At 66.7% G+C, this 6111-nt stretch carries 6 protein-coding genes; 3 read left to right on the forward strand and 3 right to left on the reverse strand.

What is annotated here, in order from left to right:
• Nucleotides 1-17: 17 nt before the first annotated feature.
• Nucleotides 18-1481 (forward strand): NucA/NucB deoxyribonuclease domain-containing protein, encoded by a 1464-nt coding sequence (locus ACTWQJ_RS13340; RefSeq protein WP_443306851.1) that lies wholly within the window; start codon nucleotides 18-20, stop codon nucleotides 1479-1481.
• 104 nt (nucleotides 1482-1585) lie between these two features.
• Nucleotides 1586-2134 (forward strand): hypothetical protein, encoded by a 549-nt coding sequence (locus ACTWQJ_RS13345; RefSeq protein WP_443306852.1) that lies wholly within the window; start codon nucleotides 1586-1588, stop codon nucleotides 2132-2134.
• 150 nt (nucleotides 2135-2284) lie between these two features.
• Here ACTWQJ_RS13345 and ACTWQJ_RS13350 read toward each other — a convergent pair whose 3' ends face one another.
• The 3 genes from ACTWQJ_RS13350 to ACTWQJ_RS13360 form a co-directional block, all read right to left on the reverse strand.
• Complete coding sequence (locus ACTWQJ_RS13350) at nucleotides 2285-3358, reverse strand: hypothetical protein (RefSeq protein WP_443306853.1); 1074 nt, start codon at nucleotides 3356-3358, stop codon at nucleotides 2285-2287.
• A gap of 606 nt (nucleotides 3359-3964) precedes the next feature.
• A complete protein-coding gene (locus ACTWQJ_RS13355) occupies nucleotides 3965-4192 on the reverse strand; it encodes a hypothetical protein (RefSeq protein ID WP_443306854.1) in 228 nt (75 codons plus the stop codon).
• 90 nt (nucleotides 4193-4282) lie between these two features.
• Complete coding sequence (locus ACTWQJ_RS13360) at nucleotides 4283-4489, reverse strand: DUF6417 family protein (RefSeq protein WP_443306855.1); 207 nt, start codon at nucleotides 4487-4489, stop codon at nucleotides 4283-4285.
• Nucleotides 4490-5743: 1254 nt separating this feature from the next.
• On the opposite strand from ACTWQJ_RS13360, the gene ACTWQJ_RS13365 reads away from it, so the two are divergent.
• Entirely contained in the window at nucleotides 5744-5920 is a 177-nt protein-coding gene (locus ACTWQJ_RS13365) for a hypothetical protein (protein WP_443306856.1), read from the forward strand.
• The last annotated feature ends 191 nt before the right edge of the window (nucleotides 5921-6111 follow it).

The raw sequence follows: 6111 nt of genomic DNA on the forward strand, positions 1-6111 counted from the left end.
GGAAAGAGCATTCTCTGATGCGTATCCAACGCGCTGGGGCCGCGGCTGTCTCCGCTGCCTGCCTGATGACACTGCTGGGCGGCACCGCCTCAGCCCAGACCCCGGAAGAGCCGACGCTCAAGTCGTCGAAAGTGAAGCTGGATCCCAAGGCCGACACCTCCGGGCAGATCGTGTGGGAGCGTTTCGGCTCCGCAGACGAGCTGCCCGATGACAAGGTCGGTGAGACGTTTTCGGTCTCGCGCCTGAAGGCCCCACGCGGCCTGCAGCGGGCGAACACGGTGGAGCCGCAGCCTGGCGGGCCGCATCCGACGCCGGAACGCGAGGCGGAGCTGGCCCGCAAGCTTGGCCAGACCTACACCGCGGACGGTACCGAGACCGCAGCCGAGCAGTTAGGCAAGTTCCGGTCGACGAGCAGGGCCAACGGGATCATCGACTTCGCCAAGTGCGAGAACGATCCCCTGGGCGAGGCACGGGATTCCAACGCGCCCGGCCACATCATCGACCACTTCAACTTCTGCCGCTGGGGATACAACCAGGCCACCAAGATCAACAGCCAGGGCGGCATCGAGGGCTACATCCGGTTCAAGGAGATCGAGGTCGGCGAGGGCTCCAAGGCCGGCCGGACCGGCACGATCCACCTGAAGACGAAGGACGTAACCGGGTTCGGTATCTACTCCGAATTCTCCGGCGCCAGCATGAAGATCAAGCCGTCGGCCTGGGGGGACATCAACCACCTCGGCGAGTGCGGCAACAACAACGGCGTCGACTTCGGCGACGGCAGGGACTCGTTCACCCGCGTCGTTGCCGGGTGGGAGGACCAGTACATCAAGTTCGACATCACCTCGGACGAAGCCAAGGCCGACCAGTCCCGCTCCGACAAAGTCTCGTACTGCAACTGGCAGACCAGCTACAAGGTGTCCTCCGCAAAGGGTTCAACCGGCTGGTCCGGTGTGTCACCGATCGGCGGCATGCGCTTCGACTCCGCCACCTACATACCCGACACCCAGTACGGCAGCAAGGGCGCCGTCTTCAACCGGGTCACCCCGTCGTTCAACTACGACCGCGCCGACACAGCCGTCAAGGGCGTGGCGGAACACGTCTTCGACGCACTGTACGCACCGCAACTGACCTATCCGCAGAAGAGCGACAAGGACATTCCCGGCAATATATGGAACGGTGAATGGCAGCCGATCCACCGCAACGTCGGCGGCGGCAAGTTCTCCACCGCCTCCGACGACGTGGAGCGACGCAACAGGAGCGCCAAGGACGCGGCATGCGCCGGTCTGCACCGCCCCGAGGGTTACGAGTGCGACGAGTTCCCCTTCGCGTCCACTAAGGAAGGCGCCGGCGTCGGCGACGGCAACTTCTCCGTGAGGATGGTGCCCGGGTCGGAGAACGGAAGCGCCGGGTCGAAGCTGTCGCACTGGTACAGCGGCGACCGAATCCTCGACGGTGATGCGTACGGCATCTGGGTCGACTAAGTAGCGAGGCAGAATCGGGGGCGGGCGCCACCAAGGGGCCCGCCCCCGCAACGGCTCCCCGGCCTGGCCTGGCCTCGAGCGGCGCCACACAAGAAGGAGCAAGCATGCAGGAGACAACGAACAGCGGCGCCGTGAGCATCGAGTACGGCCACTTCTATGTCGCCGAGTGGGTCGAGGAGCCCGACTTTCGCACCGGCGACCCAGTCATCGTGACACCTGGGCAGTTCACCATCGTCAGCCGGGTGCAGGCCCATCTGATCGAGGTGACGCTGCAACTGGCAGCGGCGGAGCCTGTGCCGGGAGCAGGATGGCAGCTGCTCGGCAGTTACCCCTACCGGCCCACGCGCGCCGGGCTGATCGCCGTCACGGCCCCCACCGCCGGACAGGGCCCGCAACTGCAACTGGATCCCACGACCAGCTACACCACGTACATCTTCACCCGTGGCCGCGCCGACTCACGTGAGCGATGGCAGGCGGCGATGGACCGAGAAGAGTGGGGCGCCGGCCTGGACGGGGGCTTCGAGGCGTATCTCGTCGTGTTCGTGCCCACCGGGATCCAGCCGGCCCCCGCTCCGCTCGAAGAACGGCCGGTGCCGGTGGATGAGAAGGGGCAGCGCCCAGCGAACTGGACTGGCGACCAGCACACGAGGTGAGCTGCTGGCCTATAGTCCGAGACCATCCCCCGCGAGCGCCGGACGAGACAGAGCATCCCGGTCGCCGACGAGGGCACCGCATCAGCCACCCACGGCGGCTGTCCAGGCACGTCTTCTGCCAACGCGGGAGAATGCGGCACAGCACGATCATCACGGGACAGCCCCGGCGTGGCTGTCCGAAGACACTTCGTCAATCGGCCGCGCAGTCCTCTCGCTTGCTGGGCTTGAGAGGTAGTCCTCGGGGGCTCGGGGCGCGTGGTGGCCGGCTTCGGCGTAGAGCTGCCTGATCGCGTTGATCAGCTCGTGATGGTCGGACAGGTCTACGTTGTCGCTGTCGATGGCGTGACCGATCAGGCTGAACATCTGATGCACCAGGCGGGCGTACTTGACAGGGGTCAGGATGGCCGATCTTGGATGGTGGTGCCGGCAGGGTTCTTCGGTGCACTGCTGCACTTCGGCCTCCGCCGCGCGATGGGCTTCCTCCGCGGCCACTGCTTCGACAAGACGTGCGGGCCAGGCGGTCCGGACGGGGTCCGGGTCGGGTTCCCCAGCACGGCGGGCGTGGAGCACTGCGACCTGGTTGGCGCGTGTGACCTTCGGGCAGGAGTCGGCGCGCTGCTGCAGTCCGGGGACGGCGGCCAGGCGCCGGGCCAGGGTGACGATCTCGGCAGCGTGGTCGGAGGCCCAGCGCTGCTCGGCCCTGCGATCGCGCTGCGTGCGAGCGGCTTCAACGCGTTCGCTCTGGGTCAATGAGTGGCCGACGATGCTGTCGAGGTCGCGGCGCAACTGCAGGTAGCGGCGTTCGGCAGACTGCCGGCTGCGCATTTCCAGGGCAGGGGCGAGACGTTGCCAGGTGACGTTCTTGCGGCGGGCGGCAGCTATCAGCCGCGGCTCGTCCATCTGCAGTTTGTCGCGCAGGACGCGTTGGACCAGGAGGGCTGCGAGCAGGTCGGTCTCGTCGATGTCGTCCAGGGCGTCGTACTCGATGAGTTCGAGGATGCAGTCGTACTTGGCGGCGACCTCGCCAAGTGTGCCAGTGTGATCCAAGGGCCGGGGAATGTGGGCCAGTTCCCCTAACCACGAATGCGGATCGGGAGCCTGCGGGGACTTCAGATGGCGCCAGGCGTCGACGCGGTGGATTTCCGCTGGCGGTCGACGTGGGGTTGTCGTCTCTCGGACGACACTTTTCGTCGTCCGCAAGACGACATTTCTCATTTCACTCATGGGTTTCTCCAAATGGAATTTAGGGGGCGAACGACCCTCTATTCGCTTCGGTCGGCGGCGTGGTCTTGGTCCTCGCGCGGAGTCCTACGCCGGCGCCAGGCCTTAACTAAGGTGCTGGTCAGCGCGCCGGTGGCCAGCACCAGCACACCGGCGACGTACTCAGGCCAGGCATCGCTCATGAAGTGATTCGTCATGGCAGTTCAGAGCGCATACGGGGGTGCGCCAACTCCTTCGCGGTGATCCCCCGGGGACACGCGGTGCGCTCCCGGTCCAGCAGGCAGGCCGCGTCCCGATTGCAGCCCGAGCCACCGGCCCGAGCCGTGCCTCGTCCCGTGGCTGTGACGCGGCCGGTGCCGCCGAACATTCTTAGGCCACAGGCAACTGCCCCACGGCCGGTTCGGGGAGAAACAAGGGGTGGCGAACACTGGCGAATACTCGGCATGTTCCGAAATGCTGCATAAGAGGTTTTTGAATTCACCCGCTGCACAAGTGGAGTTGACGCCTCATGGCATGACCTCCGAGAGCGCCCTGCATCAAGTCCGCCCTCCGGCGGGACTGCCCCGGTGGGTAGCCGGACCGCAGCGAGACGGCCGCCGGCCCGCGTGGTCAGGTGGTCAGTTCCGTCTGGGCCGGCGCATCGGCAGAGGTGTGGCGGATGTACCACTCGGTGGAGAACAGCCGCTCCCGAGCGTCCTGCGAAAGGCCGGCGATCAGGCCGGGTACGGCGCCCCGCCGCACCTCGGTGCGATGAGCCAGTACGGCGGCGATCTTCTGTTCCATCCAGGGGCCGACGTCGACGGTTGCGGTGACCTGTTCGTCTGGAGCGCTGTACACCGCCTTGCGCGCACCGACCGCATCTCTCAGCGCCGGCACAGCGGAGTGCGGGTGCGTGGCCAGCCTGCGCGCACCGTGCCCGGGCGCGGGTCAGTTCTCCGAAGGGATGCGGGCAGCAATCTCGCGCGCCAGCCGATCCGCCTCCGGTGACACCGGCCCGTCCTGCTGCGCCACCGTCTGCAGCAGCTGGAGCAGGTCGTGTGCCTCTTCAAGGGTCAGCAGGGCCAGGCGCTCCACGGTGTGCGCGGCGGGCGGGAAGTCGAGGTCGTCCAGATCGACGTGTTCGTAGTCGTCCATGGTCTGGGCAAGGTATCCCGGCTCCAGCCGGTCACGCGGCCCGACACGTGTCCAGCCCCGGCTGGCGAGGCACCGGCCGGGGCTGGAGGGGATGTGGTGATCGTGAAGGGCGGTCGCCTACGCGGCGAGCAGCTCTGCAGGGCTTCAGTCGAACGATCGTCCCTGCAGGCAATAGGTGAGGTCCGGGGACACTGTCCCCTCCACGACCACGCTCCTCACAACACGGGCCGCCCCTCGGGCATTCCCGCCCGGTACGACCGGGGGTGAGCTCCCGTCCCGGCTCGGGGAAACCACGGGACGGGAGCTCACCATCATCATCCGCCCGCCATGGCCCCAACGGATTAGGAACAGCGCGAAGGCCGTAGTCATGAGTTGGTGGATCAGGGCGTCCTGGGGGATGGGTTGGCGGAAGTGTCACGCTTCCGGTCGGAGTTGTACGCGTGTCTGAGCGCGCGGGGCGACGCCTTGTGACAGCGAGTTCCCAGGCGAGCCCTACGTCGATGACGCGGGCGGCGCCGGGGTCTCAACACTTTGTGGATGGCGACACTGCCGTGCTCAGCGAGGTAACGGAGTACCTCAGCATCGTCCACGCCGCTCGCAGCGACGCTCCGCCGGAGCGCTCCTCTTTGGGCCTCGCGACCTGAAATGTCGCGTACGTCACGCAGGTGCACCGTGCCATACGGCAATCCACCCCTGCGCCTTCCGCGATCAAGCGGAGACGTTCCGCCCGAGTGCCGCGGCCGCGAGTACCTGCGGATCGCCCACAGCTGCTTGCTGTACCGAGAGGGGCGCTCCGCCGGAGCGCAGAGTCTCGCGACCTGCGATGCCGCGCCCTCCACATCACTACAGCACTTCGCAGGACACAACCCGCATGCGTACCAACGACGCCCTGCTCTGCTGACCGGTGGCTCGCCGCCTGGCCAGATCGCGCTCGCCGGGGAAGTCAGAGGAGTCTTCCTCGACGAATGACAGGAAGTAGTGACCGCCGTGTTCGTATCAATGCCGACGCCCGCGCAGATCCCGACGACCATCCACCATCTTCGCCGGAGAGCCGAAGCCAATCCCCAAGGCCCCCGCTCCAGGGCAGGAACATCGGCTTTTTCTGGGACGCCCCTACTCCCGGCGTAACCGCAACCGCGCAGGCGGCCCACAACGGCTGACGCGTCATCGACGCCACCGGCCATTGACCTTGGAAGCCCAAGGGAGGACGGGCCACTGCACGTGTCCCTGCCAGCTCAGAAACGGAAGGAACTCATGCACCGTAACCAGCCGGATCCCGACCTGCCCAGGCGGACTATCACCCGCCGCACTATCGAGTGGCTGAGCCGGTACCAGCGCGCTCTCGTACTCCGCGCCCTCTACGGAGCCGCGTATGGCGCGAGCACCACCGGAGCCAGCCTGCTCATCCTGTGGCTCCACTCTCGCTTCTGAGCGAGCGCTACAGACGGGCCCGTCACCGCGTGGTGACGGGCAGCCTGTTGTGCAGGGTCGGGGCCAATGCCGTTGCTTGAGAGGTGCACGTAGTTCCTCTCCAGGCGCGGTGACCGCCGGGGCGCTGGTTCGTTGACACGGATATGCATCCATGGATCGGGTTATCCGATGAAGTCCGGCTCGGGTTGCTC

This window comes from Streptomyces sp. KR55 (genome assembly GCF_052245645.1).
Taxonomy (GTDB): Bacteria; Actinomycetota; Actinomycetes; order Streptomycetales; family Streptomycetaceae; genus Streptomyces; species Streptomyces flavusporus.